General features: G+C 60.4%; 18 protein-coding genes and 2 pseudogenes. 18 read left to right on the top strand and 2 right to left on the bottom strand.

Annotation, left to right across the window (positions count from 1 at the left end; genetic code table 11):
* Nucleotides 1-34: 34 nt before the first annotated feature.
* Both MOV75_RS42585 and MOV75_RS42580 read left to right on the top strand, forming a co-directional pair.
* A pseudogene (locus MOV75_RS42585) lies at nt 35-214 on the top strand (winged helix-turn-helix transcriptional regulator); the annotation flags it as partial.
* Nucleotides 215-481: 267 nt separating this feature from the next.
* A complete protein-coding gene (locus MOV75_RS42580) occupies nt 482-934 on the top strand; it encodes a helix-turn-helix domain-containing protein (RefSeq protein WP_247004489.1) in 453 nt (150 codons plus the stop codon).
* A gap of 15 nt (nt 935-949) precedes the next feature.
* Here the strand turns inward: MOV75_RS42580 and MOV75_RS00220 are convergent, their stop codons facing one another.
* Complete coding sequence (locus tag MOV75_RS00220; RefSeq protein ID WP_247004364.1) at nt 950-2,137, bottom strand: ABC transporter substrate-binding protein; 1,188 nt, start codon at nt 2,135-2,137, stop codon at nt 950-952.
* Between the two features lie 195 nt (nt 2,138-2,332).
* Here MOV75_RS00220 and MOV75_RS00215 point away from each other — a divergent pair, with 195 nt between their 5' ends.
* The 15 genes and pseudogenes from MOV75_RS00215 to MOV75_RS00150 all read left to right on the top strand — a co-directional run bounded on the left by MOV75_RS00215 (nt 2,333) and on the right by MOV75_RS00150 (nt 13,989).
* Nucleotides 2,333-3,118, top strand: coding sequence for an ABC transporter ATP-binding protein (locus MOV75_RS00215; protein ID WP_369010434.1), 786 nt, complete (start codon nt 2,333-2,335; stop codon nt 3,116-3,118).
* Nucleotides 3,115-3,840 (top strand): ABC transporter ATP-binding protein, encoded by a 726-nt coding sequence (locus MOV75_RS00210; RefSeq protein ID WP_309486916.1) that lies wholly within the window; start codon nt 3,115-3,117, stop codon nt 3,838-3,840. Before MOV75_RS00215 ends, MOV75_RS00210 begins: the two co-directional genes overlap by 4 nt.
* 11 nt (nt 3,841-3,851) lie before the next feature.
* Entirely contained in the window at nt 3,852-4,730 is an 879-nt protein-coding gene (locus tag MOV75_RS00205; RefSeq protein WP_247004356.1) for a branched-chain amino acid ABC transporter permease, read from the top strand.
* A 1-nt stretch (nt 4,731) separates the two neighbouring features.
* Nucleotides 4,732-5,742, top strand: a complete 1,011-nt coding sequence (locus tag MOV75_RS00200) for a branched-chain amino acid ABC transporter permease (RefSeq protein WP_247004353.1) — start codon at nt 4,732-4,734, stop codon at nt 5,740-5,742.
* A 37-nt stretch (nt 5,743-5,779) separates the two neighbouring features.
* Nucleotides 5,780-6,931, top strand: coding sequence for an iron-containing alcohol dehydrogenase (locus MOV75_RS00195; protein WP_247004487.1), 1,152 nt, complete (start codon nt 5,780-5,782; stop codon nt 6,929-6,931).
* On the top strand, nt 6,928-7,386 hold the full coding sequence (locus MOV75_RS00190; protein WP_247004351.1) for a thioesterase family protein: 459 nt from the start codon (nt 6,928-6,930) through the stop codon (nt 7,384-7,386). Before MOV75_RS00195 ends, MOV75_RS00190 begins: the two co-directional genes overlap by 4 nt.
* Nucleotides 7,361-7,510: pseudogene (locus tag MOV75_RS42905) on the top strand (SRPBCC domain-containing protein); the annotation flags it as partial. The gene MOV75_RS00190 and the pseudogene MOV75_RS42905, both read left to right, overlap by 26 nt.
* A gap of 32 nt (nt 7,511-7,542) precedes the next feature.
* Nucleotides 7,543-7,878: an SRPBCC domain-containing protein gene (locus MOV75_RS00185; protein WP_309486915.1), complete on the top strand. Its 336-nt coding sequence runs from the start codon at nt 7,543-7,545 to the stop codon at nt 7,876-7,878.
* Between the two features lie 7 nt (nt 7,879-7,885).
* The gene (locus tag MOV75_RS00180; RefSeq protein ID WP_247004349.1) at nt 7,886-8,650 is read left to right on the top strand and encodes an enoyl-CoA hydratase/isomerase family protein; all 765 of its coding nucleotides are present in this window, start codon (nt 7,886-7,888) and stop codon (nt 8,648-8,650) included.
* 43 nt (nt 8,651-8,693) lie between these two features.
* Nucleotides 8,694-9,446 carry an SDR family NAD(P)-dependent oxidoreductase gene (locus MOV75_RS00175; RefSeq protein WP_247004347.1) on the top strand — a complete coding sequence of 251 codons (753 nt, stop codon included), beginning with the start codon at nt 8,694-8,696 and terminating at the stop codon, nt 9,444-9,446.
* A 25-nt stretch (nt 9,447-9,471) separates the two neighbouring features.
* A complete protein-coding gene (locus tag MOV75_RS00170; protein WP_247004345.1) occupies nt 9,472-11,028 on the top strand; it encodes a class I adenylate-forming enzyme family protein in 1,557 nt (518 codons plus the stop codon).
* Between the two features lie 4 nt (nt 11,029-11,032).
* Nucleotides 11,033-12,517 carry an NADP-dependent succinate-semialdehyde dehydrogenase gene (gene gabD / locus MOV75_RS00165; protein WP_247004343.1) on the top strand — a complete coding sequence of 495 codons (1,485 nt, stop codon included), beginning with the start codon at nt 11,033-11,035 and terminating at the stop codon, nt 12,515-12,517.
* Nucleotides 12,518-12,704: 187 nt separating this feature from the next.
* Complete coding sequence (locus tag MOV75_RS00160) at nt 12,705-13,190, top strand: type IV secretory system conjugative DNA transfer family protein (RefSeq protein ID WP_247004340.1); 486 nt, start codon at nt 12,705-12,707, stop codon at nt 13,188-13,190.
* A 351-nt stretch (nt 13,191-13,541) separates the two neighbouring features.
* Entirely contained in the window at nt 13,542-13,742 is a 201-nt protein-coding gene (locus MOV75_RS00155; protein WP_247004338.1) for a hypothetical protein, read from the top strand.
* 19 nt (nt 13,743-13,761) lie between these two features.
* Complete coding sequence (locus MOV75_RS00150) at nt 13,762-13,989, top strand: hypothetical protein (protein WP_247004497.1); 228 nt, start codon at nt 13,762-13,764, stop codon at nt 13,987-13,989.
* A gap of 642 nt (nt 13,990-14,631) precedes the next feature.
* On the opposite strand, the gene MOV75_RS00145 is transcribed toward MOV75_RS00150, so the two are convergent.
* A complete protein-coding gene (locus MOV75_RS00145) occupies nt 14,632-15,510 on the bottom strand; it encodes a 3-keto-5-aminohexanoate cleavage protein (RefSeq protein WP_247004337.1) in 879 nt (292 codons plus the stop codon).
* A 157-nt stretch (nt 15,511-15,667) separates the two neighbouring features.
* On the opposite strand from MOV75_RS00145, the gene MOV75_RS00140 reads away from it, so the two are divergent.
* Complete coding sequence (locus MOV75_RS00140; protein WP_309486914.1) at nt 15,668-16,573, top strand: LysR substrate-binding domain-containing protein; 906 nt, start codon at nt 15,668-15,670, stop codon at nt 16,571-16,573.
* The last annotated feature ends 151 nt before the right edge of the window (nt 16,574-16,724 follow it).

Raw genomic sequence — 16,724 nt, 5'->3', positions numbered from 1 at the left:
GGTCGTCATCCTGTCCGATGCCTGGACATTCCTGGTGATACGAGAGGCCTTCTTCGGCGCGCGGCGGTTCGAAGAGTTCCGCTCCACCCTTGAAATTCCACGCGCCACCTTGACGGACCGCCTGCAGAGATTGGCGGCGGAAGGCATCTTCAGGCGGATCGAGTACTCGGAGACCTCGAGCTGGGTCGAATATCGCCTCACGCGCGCGGGGATCGACCTCTACCCGACCTTCATGGCTCTGATGCAATTCGGCGATAAATGGCTCTCTGAAAAAGAAGGGGTACCTCTCCAACTCGTTCATGCGGACTGCGGCAAGGTGAGCAAGCCGTTCGTAGCGTGCTCCCATTGCCTTCAAAGAGTGACGGCGCGCCGCGTCGTGTTCCGAGACGGCCCCGGAGCGGGGACCTTCAAGGCCGAAGCAGTGAAACGCTCCCGAAGGTCGTCCGACGACAATCAGTTCAATCGAGGCAGGCCCAGCTCGGTGTCCCGTGCTCTCCAGGTCATCGGCGACCGCTGGAGCGTGCTGATCATTCGCGAAGCGTTCCGGGGCAAGCGCCGCTTCGACGAGTTCCAGGCGGAGCTCGGAATTGCGCCCAACATCCTTTCCGATCGTCTATCCCGTCTCGTCGATCGAAACATCTTCATGAGGCGCATGTATCAGAGCGGTCCGGACCGCTTCGAGTATCTGCTGACGCCGATGGGATTCGATCTCTACGGTCCGCTGATCACCATGATGGCGTGGGGTGACAAGTGGAGAGCGAACGGAAAAGTCCCGCTGATCCTGCAGCACGTCGATTGCGGCAACGATTTCGTTCCGACCGTGATCTGCAGCGAGTGTCACAGGCCAATCGGCGCCCATTCGATGCAATACCGCATGAAATACAATCCGGATCGATACGGCGGGAAAAAAAGCAGCCGGGCCTTGCCCGGCTGAGTTTGGAGCCAGAAGCTACTTCTTCACGAGAGGGCACTTGCTCTCGGACAGGGGGCGGAACGCCTCGTCGCCGGGAATGACAGCCCGCAGCTTGTAGTAATCCCAATCGTACTTGGATTCCTCGGGCTTCTTGACCTCGTAGACGTACATGTCGTGTACGAAGCGTCCGTCCTCCCGGACACGACCGTTCTTCGCGAAAAAGTCGTTGACCGGCAGCTCCCGCATCTTCGCCATCACCGTCTGGGCATCGTCCGTGCCAGCCGCCTTGATGGCATTGAGATAGTGCATGGTGGACGAATAATCTCCTGCATCTCCCATGTGGGGCATGCGCTTCATCTTCGCGAAGAATCGCTTGGCGAAGGCCCGGGTTGCCTCATCGCGGTCCCAATAGAAGGCATCCGTCAGCACCAACCCCTGCGACGCGCTCAGGCCCATCGATTGGATGTCAGTGATCCAGACCAAGAGACCCGCGAGCGTCTGCGTCACACCAAATTCCTTTGCCGACTTCAAGGCGTTGATAAAGACCGTACCCGAGCCGGCGATAGCCACAACTTTTGCGTTCGATGCTTGGGCCTGCAGGAGGAACGCCGCATGATCGTTGGTGTCGATCGGATAGCGGACCGATCCGGCGACGGTCCCGCCGTTGGCTTTCAACACCGAGATCGTGTCGGCCTCCAGGGCGTGCCCGAACGCGTAGTCCGCGGTCAGGAAGTACCACGATTTCAGGCCTTCCTTGATGAGCGCCTTTCCGGTGCCCTGCGCGAGCGCGTAAGTGTCATACGCGTAGTGGATGCTGTTCGGCGTACAGGAATCTCCGGTCAACCGCGACGTACCGGATCCGTTGACGATGGCGATCCTGTTCTTTTCCTTTGCCACATTCGTGACGGCGAGAGCGATCGACGAGTTGATCAGGTTCGCGATCATGTCGACCTTGTCGACATCGTACCATTCGCGGGCCTTCGCGATCGCGACCTCGTTTCGGTTCTGATGATCAGCCACGACTACTTCGATCGGTTTGCCGAGCACACTGCCACCGAAATCCTCGACGGCCATCTTCACCGCAGTGACGGAGCCTTCGCCGGATTCGTGCGAGAACTGGCCCGACATGTCGGTAAGAACGCCGATCTTGACTATGCCGTCCGAAAGCCCGGCCGTCTGCGCGGCCAATGGATTCGCCAGTGCCACCGCCGCCACCGCGGCCATGCCGATCCGATGGATGCCTCTCATCTCTTTCCCTCCTGTTACCTCAGCGAGCCCCCATGGGCTTCAATTAAGGCTTGCATAACTAGACTAATTTGATATGCCTTTGTCAAGCGACGTCGAAAACGTTGCGATCAGGCAAGTCGGCCCATCCAGCCCGAGCGAGGAGACGCCATGAGTTCGATTGCGGGCGATAAGATCGCGTCGCCAGAGGTCGTCCTCGAGGCGAGAAGCCTACGGAAGGAGTTTCGTGGTTTCGTCGCTGTCGCTGATGTCAACCTGAAGATCAGGCGCGGAAGCATTCATGCGCTGATCGGGCCGAATGGCGCCGGCAAGACGACGGTATTCAATCTCTTGACGCGCTTTTTGCCCTTGTCCTCGGGCACCATTCGGTTCGAATCCGAGGACGTAACCGGCATCCGTCCCGATCAACTCGCGTCACTTGGCGTCGTTCGGTCCTTCCAAATATCGGCGGTCTTTCCGCATCTGTCCGTTGCGGACAATATCAAGCTCGCTCTGCAGAGATCGAGCCTGTCGCCGCTGAGTTTCTGGTCCTCGCGCGCGGTACCAGAGGCCGATCCGCGAGTCCTGGATCTCCTCGGGCAGTTCGGGCTCGAAGCGTTCGTGGACAAGAAGGCGGGCGATCTTTCCTACGGGCGCAAGCGCGCCCTTGAGATCGCGACCACGCTCGCGGCCGATCCGAAGGTCATGCTTCTGGACGAGCCGACGCAGGGGCTCGGGCATGAGGACGTCGATCGGGTGACCGGGCTGATCCGGCAAGCGGCCCAAGGCCGCACGGTCGTGATGGTTGAGCACAATATGAAGATGGTGTCCCAGATCGCAGACACGATCACGGTGTTGCGACGTGGCGAGGTCATCGCCGAAGGCTCCTATCAGCAGATCGCTGAAAACGCGGAGGTGGTCGAGGCCTATTTGGGCTCCAAGCACCGTAAAGCCAACGGACGTGAAAGAGGTACGCCGTGAGTGTCGAATCCCACCCGACCCAAGCAGCCGCGCTGGAGATTCGAAACCTTCACGCCTGGTACGGCGAGTCGCACATTCTGCACGGCATGCAAATTTCGGTCGCGACCGGCGAAATCGTGGCGCTGCTCGGCCGGAACGGCAGCGGGCGGACGACGACGTTGCGATCCATCGTTGGCATGGTGGACCGCCGTAGCGGATCCATCCTGGTCCATCGGCGGGAGGCCATCGCACTGAAGCCGCATCTCGTGGCTCGCTTGGGCATCGGGTACTGCCCTGAGGAGCGCGGGATATTCTCGAGCCTGTCCTGCGAGGAAAATCTGATGCTGCCTCCGAAGCAGAGCGAGGAAGGCATGTCTGTCGAGGAAATCTACGAAATCCTCCCAAATCTCGCCGAGCGCCGCCGGGCCCAAGGTACGAGGCTGTCCGGCGGCGAACAGCAGATGCTCGCCATCGCCCGGATTTTGAGGAGCGGAGCTCGAATCCTATTGTTGGACGAGATTTCGGAGGGACTGGCGCCGGTTATCGTCGATCGCCTGTTCGACCTCGTCACCCGGCTCAAGGAACGTGGCTACACGACGCTTCTCGTTGAGCAGAACAAGTATTTCGCGGAGCCGCTCGCGGACCGCTTTCTCGTGGTCGAACGCGGCCAGGTCGTCATGCAGCTGACGCGGGACGAACTCTCGGGCAAAGCGGATGCCGTTGACCGGATCCTGGGCATTTGAGGGCAGACGCCATGTTCGACATACCCATTCAAGTCCTCCTCGGCCAGATCACCATCGGTCTGGTCAACGGCTGCTTCTATGCGATGCTGAGCCTCGGCTTGGCCATCATCTTTGGCCTGCTCAACGTCATCAATTTCGCTCATGGCGCTCTGTACATGGTCGGAGCGTTCGGCGGATATCTCTTGTTGCAGGCATTCGGGATCAATTACTGGTGGTCCCTTCTGCTGGTGCCGCTCGGGGTCGCTTTGATCGGCGCCACGATCGAACGACTGTTTCTGCGTCGGCTGGCCGGCAGCGATCACCTCTACAGCCTGCTGTTCACGTTCGGGCTCGCGATTTTTCTGGAAGGTATATTTCGGGACATCTATGGAGCGGCCGGCCGACCTTATCCCGTCCCGGCTGCCCTGCGTGGCCTCTGGGATATGGGCTTCATGCGACTGCCGATCTATCGCGTTTGGATCGTCGTGGCGTCGCTTGGAGTTTGCGGAGGAATTTGGCTTCTGATCGAGAAGACAAAGCTGGGGTCGTATTTGCGGGCCGGGACCGAGAATCCGCGCCTAGTACAGGCTCTCGGGGTCAACGTTCCCGTAATGATCACCGCGACCTACGCTCTCGGAGTGGGGCTCGCCGGTTTTGCAGGCGTACTGGCTGCACCCCTCTATCAGGTTCAGCCCGCGATGGGCTCCAACCTTCTCATCGTTACATTCGCCGTCGTCGTGATCGGCGGATTGGGATCTTTGTCAGGCGCCATTCTTTCGGGTTTGGCCCTCGGGGTCTTGGAAGGACTATCCAAAGTGATCTACCCGGAAGTCTCCTCGACTGTCGTATTCATCGTCATGGCCGCCATCCTGCTTGTTCGACCGGCCGGCCTCATGGGGCGGGAGGCCTGAGATGCGAACTTCGACCGTTCTATTCTTGGCGGTGACTGCGATCGGGATCGCTGCGCCGCTCGCGGGCCTCTACCCCCTCTTCCTGATGAAGTGTCTGGCCTTCGCGCTTTTCGCGTGCTCGTTCAATTTCTTTACGGGAAATCTCGGACTTCTCTCGATCGGTCACGCCGCCTTCTTCGGGATAGGCGCCTACGTCGCCGGTCATGGGTTGAAGGTGTGGGGACTGACGCCGGAGGCGGCGCTGGGTCTTTCCATACTGACGGGCGCGCTTCTTGGAGTCGCAATCGGCGGGATGGCGATCCGACGCCAAGGCATCTATTTCGCCATGGTGACGCTCGCTTTGGCGCAGATGGTCTACTTCTTCTGTCTGCAAGCGCCTTTCACGGGTGCCGAAGACGGCCTGCAACGTATCCCGCGCGGCGCGCTATTCGGCGTTCTCCCTCTCGGGGACGACCTCACGATGTACGCGTTCGTGCTCGTGACGGTAGCGGGCGCGATTTGGGGACTGCAGCGATTGATGGAAGCTCCGTTCGGTCAAGTGCTGCTCGCCATCCGCGATAACGAGCCGCGCGCCGTCTCGCTTGGCTACAATTCGCGAGGCTACAAGCTCGTGGCCTTCGTGATCTCGGCTTCGGTTGCTGCTCTCGCGGGAGGTCTCAAGGCGCAGACGCTTGGTCTTGCATCCCTGCCGGACGTGCATTGGACGCAATCGGGTAACGCGATCCTGATGTGCCTGCTCGGCGGGCTCGGCACCTCCGGTGGACCCATCGTCGGTGCGATCTTCATCGTCACCCTGGAAGGATATCTCGCCGACATCGGCACGATCCGGGTCGCTGGACTGAGTTTCGATCTTTCGACAAAGATCCCCATCGTGATCGGCGCGATCTTCATGTTGTGCGTGCTGACGTTCCGCAAGGGAGTGGTGGGCGAGTTTGCCGAACGGTTTACGCGCTTCGGCAGGAAGCAAGCTCATTCGACGACCGAGGCCGTTGACACGCATCTGCAAAACTAGTCTAGTTATGAAAGTCATTCGAGCGGAGAAGGTCGACGTGCAGGGGTTCGTGTTTCAATCCACCAAATCCTCCCTGATCGAGCCGGGCAGTTCCGCGCGCATCGGCGAACTTGCGAGCGGCCTTGGCTGCAAGTCGGTCCTTTTGGTGTCCGATCCCGGCGTGGCAGCAGCCGGGCTGCTCAAGCCCGGCCTGGACGGCTTGAAGCAGGCCGGTATTGCCGTCACGATGTTTACCGACGTCGAGGCGGACCCTCCCGAGCATGTCGTTCTGGCTGGCGTGGAGCGGGCACTCGGCGCCAAGGTGGACGGCGTCGTCTCCATCGGCGGCGGAAGCTCCATGGATACGGCCAAGCTGATCGCTCTGCTTGCCATCGGCCGCGAGCGTCTGGCCGACGTCTATGGGGTCGGTCTGGCGAAGGGACCCCGGCTGCCGCTGATCCTTGCGCCGACCACGGCAGGCACAGGATCGGAAGTGACGCCGATATCGATCGTCACGACCGGCGAAAACGAGAAGAAGGGCGTCGTTTCACCGATTTTGCTACCGGATTGGGCGGTCCTCGACGCAGATCTTACCCTTGGCCTGCCAGCGCCGGTCACCGCTGCGACCGGCATCGACGCGATGGTGCATGCGATCGAGGCATACACGTCGAAACGGCTGAAGAACCCTGTTTCGGACTGTCTCGCGCGCGAAGCGTTGCGGTTGCTGGGCGGAAACATCAGGCGGGTCTGCGCCGACGGCAAAGACCGCCAGGCTCGCCAGGCGATGCTTCTCGGTTCGATGCTGGCCGGCATGGCATTCGCGAACGCTCCAGTCGCCGCGGTTCACGCTCTGGCGTATCCGGTCGGTGCCCGCTTTCACGTCCCGCATGGGCTATCAAACTCGCTTGTCCTTCCGGGCGTGCTCAAGTTCAACGCATTAGTCGCGGAAGAGCTTTACGCGGAGGTGGCCGATGTACTGCTGCCCGGCGGGACGGGCGGCGTCCGTACGCGAACGGCGTTTCTTATCGAGTATCTGGCGGCATTGCCCGGCGATCTTGGATTGCCCACCCGCCTGAGAGACGTCGGCATTTCGCATAACCAACTGCCGCAACTGGCGGAGGACGCCATGAAGCAGCAGCGATTGCTGATCAACAATCCTCGCGATGTTCGTCTCCAGGATGTGATTGCCATCTACAGTGAGGCGCTATGAGCGGCCGTAGCAAGCCCCATAGCCGCGCCGATTATGCGCATTTCCGCGCGATGACGACACGGTGGATGGACAATGACGCATACCAGCACGTCAATAACGCCGCCTACTACGCGTTCTTCGATACGGCCGTCGGCCAATTGCTCATCGAATGCGGATTTTTGGACGTTCGCAGAAGCCCAGTCATCGGGCTCGTGGCCGAAACGAAGTGCCAGTATTTCAGGGAGATCGCGTTCCCATCGACCGTGCATGCGGGGCTGCGCATCGGTCGGCAGGGCAGGACGAGCATCACCTACGAGATCGGACTCTTTCGCGACGACGAAGACGAGGCCTGCGCTCAAGGTCATTTCGTCCACGTGTATGTCGACCGCGAGTCCAACAGACCCGTTCCACTGCCCGCCCGGCTGAAGTCGGTCGTGGCCCCTCTTCACATTGAAGGCCACACCATTGCGGTATGACGCCGAGCTGAGGGGTATCGATCTGTTCGGATCGTTCGCGTTCCGGGCGCCAAGAGAACGCGTCTGGAGCGCGCTCGTAGATCCGACCATTTTGAAGCAGTGCATTCCAGGCTGCGAAGACGTCCAGCGTGGGCAAGGCGGCACAATGACCGCGATGTGGCCATCGCGACCGGCCCGGTCGATGCCAAGGTCAAATGCAGGTTGCGGTTTTTCGATTTGGAGGCGCCGGCGACCTGCACGATATCAGGTGAGGGCGACGCGAGCAGGGTGGGGTTCGCTACGGGCACAGCGAAATTCAAGCTGGAACAAACCCTCGAGGGCGCCGCGTTTTCGTATTTCGCGATCGCCAGGATCGGCGGAACGCTCGCGCGACTGGGAGAGCGCCGGATGATTGATGTGTTTAAGGCGCTAAGCTTGCAATTTCTCGGAAAACTACGGAAGTGCGTCGAGGACGGAGCGCCGGCGGATGGTTCGACGCGAGAACCGGTGTGAGGTCGGCATGACAGATATCGAATGTACTCGCAACGGGACCGTCGCGACCGTGACGATCAATCGTCCGGACGTCAGAAACGCCATGAAGCTTGCCATGTGGAAGAACATGGCAGCCACGTTCAAGCAACTCTCGGTGGATAAGAGCGTTCGGGCGATCATCCTCACGGGCTCGGGCGGCAACTTCAGTGTCGGCGCGGACGTCTCCGAGTTCGAGGCAGTGCGATCCGATACTGCGTCAAGCAAAGCCTATGAGGTCGCGGTCGACGCCTGCTCCGACGCGATCGCCGCCGCTCCGCAGCCCGTCATCGCCGTGCTCTCCGGCTACTGTCTCGGCGGAGGATGTCATTTGTCCATGGCTTGCGATTTCCGGTTCGCCGGGCCGTCGGCCGAAATCGGCATTCCTGCGGCCAATTTCTCTATCGTGTACGGCGTGCGGAGCACGAAGCGGCTTTTGGCGCTCGTCGGGATCACGAACGCGAAGCGTATCCTCTACACGGCGGAGCGAATGGACGCCCGGTCGGCGTTGCATGTCGGTTTGGTCGACCGCGTGTCGGACGATCCAGCTGGCGATGCCCAAAGTCTTGCGGCCCAGATATCGGAGAAGACGCCCCTGTCGATCGCCGGTGCGAAACACATCTTGAATGCGGCGGCGATGATGGAGCCGGATGCCGAGGCGGATCGTCTCATCGATCATGCCTCCGCCAGCGAAGATTACAGAGAAGCACGCCGGGCCTTCGCCGAAAAACGTAAACCCAAATTCACTTGGTCGTAAGGGCGCAGTCCGTCCGAAAACCCAACCTATCGTGAGGAAGTCTATGGATATGAAACTTAAGGGCAAAGTCGCGCTGGTCACGGGCGCAGCCAGAGACGTAGGGAAAGAGATCGCCTTGAGCCTCGCGGCGGAGGGAGCCGCGGTCGCCGTGAACTACCGGGGATCAAGCGATGAGGCCGCCGCCGTTGTCGCGGACATCCAAAAGATGGGAGGCCGGGCTGCAGCCTACCAGGCGGACGTTTCCGATTTCGAAGCAGTCACGGAGATGATCGAAAAGATCGCTGCTGACTTCGGCGGCCTCAATATCGTCGTGAACAACGCGGGAGTCGCGCTCCGGAACCGGTTCACCGATACCAAGCGTGAAGAGTGGGAAAAACAGATCAATATCTGTCTTTACGGCGCTATCCACGTATCGAAAGCCGCAGCCCCCTATCTCGAGAAGGCCGGTGATGGCCGGATCATCGCGATGGTCGGCGACTCGTCGCGCGTTGGTGAATCCGGTCTCGCCATTGTCGCGGCGGCACGAGCGGGCGTCATCGGTCTGATGAAGTCGCTCGCTCGCGAGTTCGGCCGCTTCGGGACCACCGCCAATACAATTTCACTGGGATTGATCGAGACTGCGCACGACCGAGCCTGGGTGGACGCAAACCGCGACAAACTGACCAAGTTTTACCCGCTCCGTCGCCTTGGCCAGCCGCAAGATATTGCGCCGATGGTCACCTTGCTCGCCTCGCCGCACGGAAGCTGGATCACCGGACAGGTGATCAGCATCAGCGGCGGATTCAGCATGGTTTAAGGACGACAGCGGAGACGGAGGGAACATGCTGCAGACCGATCTGATAGCGCCCATTCCCGAGCTTATAGCGAGGCATGCGGGCGAACGGGGGAGCAAAGTCGCGTTCGAGGATGTCCGAGGAAGCATCACGTATGGGGAATTGGCCGTCCGCACGGCCAACCTCGCCGGTCACTTCGCAGACCTCGGCTTGCGGTCCGGCGAGACGGTGGCGATCTTCCTGCCCAATTGCGTGACCTGGGTCGAGACCTGCTGCTCCATCGCGAGGGCTGGCGCGGTCAGCGTTCCGATCAGCTATGACGCCACGGAAAGCGAGGTCGTCTATCGGCTTCAGGACGCCGCTTGCAGAATGGTCATCACGACCGGCGAACGAGCCGAGTTCGTCCAGTCCCTCCGGCGACAGTGTCCCGACCTGCTGAACGTCGTGCTGGTCCAGGAGAACGGCGCGAGCACGAACGGTCTGGGATACGAGAAGTTGGCCACCACGACGGCCGCTTCGCCACCGCGCGATTCTATGCCTGTGCACGAGCCAGCGTTCATCATCTACACGTCGGGCACGACGGGCCGAGCTAAAGGTGTTCTTCTCTCGACCCATAGCATGCTCTGGATAACCGGCGCCTGCTGGGGTCCTATCGCGACGCTTTCGGACAGCGATACGGTTCTCTCGCCACTCCCGCTATTCCACTCCTACGCCTTGAACTTTTCAGTCCTCAGCGTTCTGGCCGTCGGCGCGAGCGAGTTCATCATGGAGAAGTTCTCGACAAGCGAGGCTCTCCGGCTCCTGGGGACCGGTCGGTTCACGCTCTTTCCGGGCGTGCCGACGATGTTCCATTACCTGCTGGAGGCCGCGCGGGACAAAGCTGCCGTGGAGCTGACGGGCGTTCGTCTCGCCATTTCGGCGGGCGCGATTATGCCGGCCTCCCTCAACCGCGAGTTCGAGGCCCGCTTCGGCATCAAGCTGCTCGATGGATATGGAATCACTGAAACATCCACCATGGTGACCATGAACTGGCCCAGCGGAGGTCGCGTGCTCGGTTCCTGTGGTTTGCCTATCCCTGGCCTCTGCGTTCGCATCGTGGACGGCGAGGGGCGGGACGTGGAGGCGGGCGGAGAGGGTGAGCTGATCGTCCGCGGACCGAACGTGATGATCGGCTATCACAACAAGCCGGACGAAACCGCGACGGCGCTGCGGGACGGCTGGTATCATACCGGCGATCTCGCCAAATGCGACGAGAACGGCTTCCTGACGATCACCGGCCGGCTCAAGGAGCTCATCATCAGAGGTGGGCAGAACATCGCGCCGGCCGAGATCGAAGAGGTCGTGAGCGGCCATGCGCTTGTCGTCGACTGCGCGGTCGTTGGTGTCCCACATCAGCACCTAGGCGAAGTGCCCGCTCTCTTCGTGGTGAGCCGAGCCGGCTCCTGCGACGGCGAAGCAATCCTCACGCATTGCCGAAAGCACTTGTCCTCCTACAAGGTCCCCGAAACCGTATCCTTCGTGAGCGAAATCCCTCGCACGGGGTCCGGCAAGATCATGCGTTTCAAGCTTCGAACGTACTTCGACTCTCCCGCAAGAGGCAAATAACCCGATGACGACCCACGTACAGCCGCCTAGCGCAATGCCCAAGCTGAAGGACCCTACGTTGCTCCGCAACGGCGGCTTCGTCGATGGCGCCTGGACAGCCGCCGACAGCCGCGAGACGCTCGACGTCACCAATCCGGCGACCGGCGCCGTATTGACTACCGTGCCCAATATGGGAGCGACCGAAACGCGGCGCGCCATCGAGGCGGCCGACGCGGCGTGGGCCGGTTGGCGCGCACGAACAGCCAAGGAGCGCGCTGCGATCCTGCGGAAGTGGTTCGAGCTGATGATGGCCAATCAGGAAGATCTCGCGACCATCATGACGGCCGAGCAAGGCAAGCCGCTGGCGGAAAGCCGCGGTGAGATCGCTTATGCCGCATCCTTCATCGAGTGGTTCGCCGAGGAAGGCAAGCGCGTCTACGGAGACACCATCCCCGGATTCTCGTCTGACCGTCGCATCATCGTGCTGAAGCAGCCGATCGGGGTCTGTGCGGCCATCACGCCATGGAATTTTCCGGCAGCCATGATCACCCGCAAGGCCGGCGCCGCGCTGGCCGCCGGCTGCACGATGGTAGTCAAGCCTGCCAGCCAGACGCCGCTCTCCGCGCTGGCGCTCGCAGCGCTCGCCGAGAGGGCGGGCATCCCAAAGGGTGTGTTCTCGGTTGTGACGGGATCGGCCAGCGCCATCGGAGGCGAAATGACCTCCAATCCGACCGTGCGCAAAGTGACTTTCACCGGCTCGACCGAGATCGGGAAGAAATTGATGGCGCAGGCCGCCACCACCGTGAAGCGCACCTCCATGGAGCTCGGCGGCAATGCTCCCTTTATCGTGTTCGAAGACGCCGATATCGAGGCGGCCGTAAAGGGCGCCATCGCTTCCAAATATCGCAACGCCGGTCAAACCTGCGTATGCGCCAACCGCTTATTCGCTCAGGACAAGGTCTATGACGCCTTCGTCGCCCGCCTGACGGAAGCCGTAAATGCGATGAAGGTCGGGGACGGCTTCGAGGCCGACGTCATGATGGGGCCCTTGATCAACGGCACGGCGGTCGCAAAGGTCGAAGAGCACATCCTGGATGCGACGAAGAAGGGAGCTCGCGTCGTGACCGGCGGAAAACGCCATGCTTTGGGCCACTCCTTCTATCAGCCGACCGTGCTGGCCGACGCCAGACCCGACATGCTGATCTTCAGGGAAGAAACCTTCGGTCCAGTGGCGCCGGTTTTTCGCTTCTCGTCCGAAGAAGAGGTGATCAAACTGGCCAACGACACCGAGTTCGGTCTGGCCGCCTACTTCTACGGGCGCGACGTCGGTCGGATATTCCGGGTCGCCGAGGCGCTCGAATACGGCATCGTCGGCATCAACGAAGGCATGATTTCGAGCGAGGTCGCGCCCTTCGGCGGCATGAAGGAAAGTGGCAACGGGCGGGAAGGCTCCAAATATGGCATCGAGGACTATCTTGAGATCAAGTATCTCTGCCTCGGCGGGATTTAGAGTCCCCGGATTCGCCGAGGCGGGGGACCACGGCCAGATCGCATCCGGACGAACGCCACAGCGCCGCGCAGGGGGCGGATTGCGACGACCATCCCGGAATCAGGAGAAACCGGGCGGGCGCGCTGCGGCCTCGGGCTCCGGATCCTCTCCGCCTCCAACGTTTTGCCTCTTGGGCTCAGGCTTCACGATGGTGGCCTGCACTGGTCGGAGATCGCCACCGGCTGCCCGCTACGGTGCCGACCCCCGTTTCGACCGCTGGCTGACCCTGTCGACCCTCGCGGGCGCGGTCGTCGTCTTTGGCCTGCTCGGTGCGATCTTCCGGCACCGTCCTCTCCCGCTTCATGGCAGCGCGCGCTTCGCGTCCGAACGCGAAATCAAGGCCGCTGGCCTGCGATCCAAGGATGGCGTGCTGCTCGGCCGTAAGGACGGCGCGCTGCTCTGCTTCGGCGGATCGGAACACGTCCTGGTCTACGCTCCAACCCGCGCCGGCAAGGGGGTCGGCTACGTCATTCCGAACCTGCTCAATCGGCTGGATTCAGTCGTCGTGCTGGATGTGAAGAAGGAGAACTGGGAGCGCTCGGCCGGATTCCGCGCGGCCCACGGACAGGAGATCTATCTGTTTAACCCGCCCGACGAGAATGGTCGCACCGCGCGCTACGACCCACTCGGCTAACGGTGACGCACTGTCATACGAGTTGCCCGTGCAGTCGGGTACTATCCTCGCTCGGAGAATCGCTTCCTTGTTTGGAAATGGCCGCTAACCAATTGCTGTCTGATCGGCGCCTGAGCGCTGCGCCGCGGCAAATGCCAGAGCTTGCGGAGAGCCAGATCCAATGTAAACTAGTTCACAATTATTTTGACGGGTTGAAAGAGCGCCCGAGGGCGCTCTTTCAAGGGTTTTGACCGACGCAAAGAGTCAAAATCTCTGTGCAGAGGAACTAGGTCGGATTTTACGCCGCTTTAACACTGTTGAATGCGGCGCCCTATGATTGCGATACGACTGCTTTTTCTCTTGGGGGATCCCATGTTCGATCCAGCAACGATCGCGCTCCTGCGTGCCGTCCTCGATGAAGTCTGCGAAGAGGTTTCGCGGTTCGAATCCGGCACACGCGCCCACGTGGCGTCCAGGATCTTGGGAGCCGCCATGAACGGTGACACTTCGCCGGACAGGCTCAAGGTGATCGGTCGTGAGGCTCTCCACAAGGCGCCGACCATGTGGCGGTAGTTGGGAGGGGCACGGGGCCGTGAACTTCCAGGTCACGGTTCTCAAGATTCTGGTGAGCTATCCGGACGGTTTCGCCGTCATGGCGGACCTCAAGCGCGACATGGCCATCCTTGCAACGAGCGGACAAGATTGGGCTGAGCGGACCAAGCGGCTCTTCGCGAAGAGAGCCCTCCGGCATTTGGGGCGAACTGGGGACAAGACGCGCGTCTTGGCCGTGAAAGATCCGGCGACGCGAGGGCAACTCTGATAGCTCGCCGCCGGTGCCAACCACAACTAATCGTCAGGTTGACCAACGTGCAGTTTCTGGGCTCTACCGTCCTGGGTCTGAAGCTGACGTCCGAAGAAGTGGCGAGGCTGGAAGAGCGTTATGTGCCTCACAGAGTGGTCGGCTTGAAGTGAAGAGACCTAAATTCAGCATCCTACAGGTTATAAGTGGGCGAGCAGGTCAATAGGCTCTGTATCAGCGAAGATGTGTGCCATCGACCGACAGAGGCGGTGTCCCGGCGGCTGTTCAAAGATGTTAGCCGAACGTCGGCTCGCTATTGGACTGGAACAGTGAGGCGCTTCGCTCAAATCGCGCATGTGTCTCAGCCAGCTTGACTATTTCTGAACGTGCCTTCTCATTTTTAATCTTCATGAAGGCCGCAACAAAAACGAATCGATTCGTCGATTTCTCTGTCGTGATTCTTGTTTCTCACAAGTTCTCCAGGGCTGAGCGGAACGCTCTGCCGCGAGTCGCGGCTTTGCAGAGTGGAAGCAAGCCAGTGTCAAAAAAAGTGTCGGGGTCAGCGAGATCCCGGCACAGTCTGGGAGAACTTCATCGCGCAACCCTCGTCGAGTCGTCTGGCCAACTGACCGCCTGGCGCCCTTGCTCGCGACACTCGAACCATCAGATTTCAAGGATTTCCCGAACATCATCTGGAGAAGCGATCTCTCGTCCGCAGCCCCTCGCGATCAAGCATGTTCGGCGAACGAGCTCCTCGTTGGTCGGGCAGCCGTATTCTCTGTAAGAATAATCGCCGATTCCGGGAGCGATGTTGCCACCGCGCCTTGCTACGCCGTCGCACAGGTTCAGCAGATTTCCGCCAACGATGTTGGCGATCCAGCTATGACGGAAGCCCTTCGGCAGGAAGAGCAAGAACGCGTCCAATCCTTCGATCGTTCCAGGATGGCTCGTGAGATACGGACCGTCGGTCATGTTGAGCAGAAAGTAACCGGGCTCGGCCACAAGTCCCATTTCCATGAATGCTATCGCGCGTCGAACAAAGCCAATCGACCAGCAAGTCATCTTTGGCTTGATCCCGGCAGCCTTGAGGGAACGAAAGTAGTGTTCCACCGCGGCAGTGCGGTTTTCGTAGACACGATCAGAATGTGTGAAGGCAAGTTTGTCGCGATCGAATAGATCTAGATTGGTGCTTCCCGTGTCGATTGGGACAATATCCGGCTTGGTCGCGGGGTCCTTGGCAAGCTCGAGAATGCAGTTTATGCGCGCGTTCGGGTCGGTGTCGTTGGCGAAAAAGCCGAGTGTTGGTAGTATCAGTAGATCGCATTTTTGCCGGACCTTGCGAATGATCTCAGCGTTCTTCTCGGCGGTGTGGAGGGGGGACCCATCGTCCGCGCGAGCGTGAAAATGCAGAATTGACGCTCCTGCCTCGCGACAGCGGGCGGCAGTCTCGGCTATTTCATCTGCGGTCCACGGTACGTGGGGATTCCCATCGCGCATCGCATATTCATTCACGCGGGCCTCAATGATCATCTTCTTCAGCATTTTCGGTGCCTATTGCGAACGACCACGCGTACTCTGGTCTTGACTGACTTTCCGTGAGAGTAGGGCGCCATCGTCAAATACCCAAATGAGTTTTAAAGCCCCACTTGTGAGGAAAGCTCACAGCCGTTAGGGTGCGGTCTGTAGGAGGGGTCCGACAGTGCGTCCTAGGCCGTCTCTCAACGCGTTGAGGGCTTTCGAAGCGACCGCGAGATTGCGAAGCATGACTGCGGCCTCGCTTGAACTGTCCGTGACTCACGGGGCGGTCAGCCGGCATATCCGGTCGCTAGAGGAATTGCTGAGCGTCCCCCTGTTCGTGCGATCATCGTCCTCAACAGACCCGACGCCTGAAGGGATTCGGCTGGCGGAAGGTCTGACCGCCGCGTTCAATCTGATAGATGCGAGTGTTGAGCAGATCTTGCCTGGGTCGCTGACGGTTTCATGTTCGGCGACCATTATGATGTATTGGCTGATCCCACGCCTCGCGGCATTTCACGAAGCTCAAAGGGGCATCGATCTCCAATTCAACCTCAACTACGATCAAGTGGATTTCATCCGGGATAAAGTAAGCATCGCCATCCGTTCCAGCGTCATCACGCCGCCTCGAGACGTGATCATCAAGGAGCTTGCGCGGGAGTGGATTTCGCCAGTTTGCGCCGCGTCGTACGCGAAAACCAACAGACTCCAGGACCCTGGCGATATTGCGCGTTGCCGGCTGTTGGGAACGCGGACGCGGCCAGAGGCATGGTCAGACTGGCTCGACGAGATGCGGTTGCAGCAGGACATCCGTGTTCAGGACTCTTACGACCATTTCTATCTTCTCATCCAGGCCGCGCTGTGTGGGCTCGGCTTAGCGTTGGTTCCGACGATGTTCGTGCTTGAGGAGCTCAACAGTGGAAGACTGGTTGCGCCGTTCGGAAGCATCCCCGGCAAGCGTAAGTTGATACTCTGGACGGCCCCTCACGTCGTATCTCGCCCAGATAGTAGGGCCGTTTCCCATTGGCTCACACGGGAAATGTCCGCGACGGCCGAGATTTGCGCAACATTGGCCGGTGTCACCGCCTAGCGTTTTTTTTGCACTGCGAAGGCTTCGGTCGTGGGGGCGCCCAAGTGGCTTGGGCTTTGGCGGTGTAACTTTTCCTCACAGCTCGCTTCACTAATATCGTTTGCCGCTACGGCTTACCCGGGGGCAAGATATCAGCGTTCGTCACACCATC

Source organism: Bradyrhizobium sp. PRIMUS42, assembly GCF_023006515.1.
In the GTDB taxonomy this organism is placed as follows: Bacteria; Pseudomonadota; Alphaproteobacteria; order Rhizobiales; family Xanthobacteraceae; genus Bradyrhizobium.
The sequence above is the reverse complement of the archived record's forward strand: the minus strand, read 5'-3'. Positions and strand labels throughout refer to the sequence as shown.

Excerpts from the sequence above, each read along its gene's own strand:
- MOV75_RS00220 (WP_247004364.1), bottom strand. The coding sequence starts at position 2,137 with ATGGCCGCGGTGGCGGCGGTGGCACTGGCGAATCCATTGGCCGCGCAG.
- MOV75_RS00205 (WP_247004356.1), top strand. The coding sequence starts at position 3,852 with ATGTTCGACATACCCATTCAAGTCCTCCTCGGCCAGATCACCATCGGT.
- MOV75_RS00200 (WP_247004353.1), top strand. The coding sequence starts at position 4,732 with ATGCGAACTTCGACCGTTCTATTCTTGGCGGTGACTGCGATCGGGATC.
- MOV75_RS00190 (WP_247004351.1), top strand. The coding sequence starts at position 6,928 with ATGAGCGGCCGTAGCAAGCCCCATAGCCGCGCCGATTATGCGCATTTC.
- MOV75_RS00180 (WP_247004349.1), top strand. The coding sequence starts at position 7,886 with ATGACAGATATCGAATGTACTCGCAACGGGACCGTCGCGACCGTGACG.
- MOV75_RS00175 (WP_247004347.1), top strand. The coding sequence starts at position 8,694 with ATGGATATGAAACTTAAGGGCAAAGTCGCGCTGGTCACGGGCGCAGCC.
- MOV75_RS00170 (WP_247004345.1), top strand. The coding sequence starts at position 9,472 with ATGCTGCAGACCGATCTGATAGCGCCCATTCCCGAGCTTATAGCGAGG.
- gabD (WP_247004343.1), top strand. The coding sequence starts at position 11,033 with ATGACGACCCACGTACAGCCGCCTAGCGCAATGCCCAAGCTGAAGGAC.
- MOV75_RS00160 (WP_247004340.1), top strand. The coding sequence starts at position 12,705 with ATGGTGGCCTGCACTGGTCGGAGATCGCCACCGGCTGCCCGCTACGGT.
- MOV75_RS00155 (WP_247004338.1), top strand. The coding sequence starts at position 13,542 with ATGTTCGATCCAGCAACGATCGCGCTCCTGCGTGCCGTCCTCGATGAA.
- MOV75_RS00145 (WP_247004337.1), bottom strand. The coding sequence starts at position 15,510 with ATGCTGAAGAAGATGATCATTGAGGCCCGCGTGAATGAATATGCGATG.